Genomic DNA, 839 nt, shown 5'->3' with positions numbered 1-839 from the left:
TCTAGGTTCTGGACTCATAAGCCCTGAGCCAGAGTCGGGTTGATGCGAGGGTGACAGCTGCGAGGAAGTTTCTGGCGAGCTTGTCGAAGCGGGTCGCGACGCGCCGGAAGTGCTTGAGCTTGCAGAAGTATCGCTCGATGAGGTTGCGCTGGCGGTAGAGCGTAGGATCGATCGAGCGCTGGACCTTGCGGTCCTTCTGCGTCGGGATGTGGGCGCAGCCACCCCGCGCGGCGACGAGATCGATGACGGCGCGAGCATCGTAGCCGCGATCGGCGACGAGAGCCTGGGCCGGCTTCAGGCCATCGATCAGGGCTTCGACGGCGGCCTTGTCGGAAGCCTGGCCCGCTGACAGCACAATCCGCAGCGGCAGCCCGTCCTGGTCGACCAAGGCGTTGATCTTGGTGCTCAGTCCTCCACGAGAACGGCCGATGGCGTGATCCGGCCCCCCTTTTTTCCACCGGCGGCATGCTGATGGGCGCGGATGATGGAACTATCGATCAGGTGCATCGAGCCTGGCGATCCGGCCGCCAGAGCCTCGAACACCCTGAGCCAGACGCCGGCCTTGGCCCAACGGTTGAAGCGGTTATAGACCGTCGTGTGCGGGCCATAACGGCTCGGCAGGTCGCGCCAAGGCGAGCCTGTCCGAAGCACATAGAAGATGCCGTTGATCCCCCGCCGATCGTCCACCCGGGCCACCCCGCGCGGCTTGTTCGGCAGCAGCGGCTCGATCAGCCGCCACTCCGCTTCGCTCAGATCGTATCGCGCCATCAAAGCCTCCTGACGGAGACGTTGAATCAGCCAAGACCAGCGGCGGCAACCTTTATGGGTTCAGAACCTAG

Annotated in this window: 1 protein-coding gene; it reads right to left on the bottom strand. The window is 64.2% G+C overall.

Annotated features, from left to right (window positions below):
- Position 1 precedes the first annotated feature (1 nt).
- Positions 2–768, bottom strand: a protein-coding gene (locus CS1GBM4_RS00005; protein WP_244606981.1) for an IS5 family transposase whose coding sequence is annotated in 2 segments (ribosomal slippage) — positions 2–459 and positions 459–768 — 768 coding nt in all. Because the reading frame shifts where the segments join, the coding sequence is not laid out codon by codon here.
- Between the last annotated feature and the right edge of the window lie 71 nt (positions 769–839).

The sequence above is a fragment of the Allobosea sp. CS1GBMeth4 genome, assembly GCF_900185715.1.
Lineage (GTDB): Bacteria > Pseudomonadota > Alphaproteobacteria > Rhizobiales > Beijerinckiaceae > Allobosea.
The sequence above is the reverse complement of the archived record's forward strand: the minus strand, read 5'-3'. Positions and strand labels throughout refer to the sequence as shown.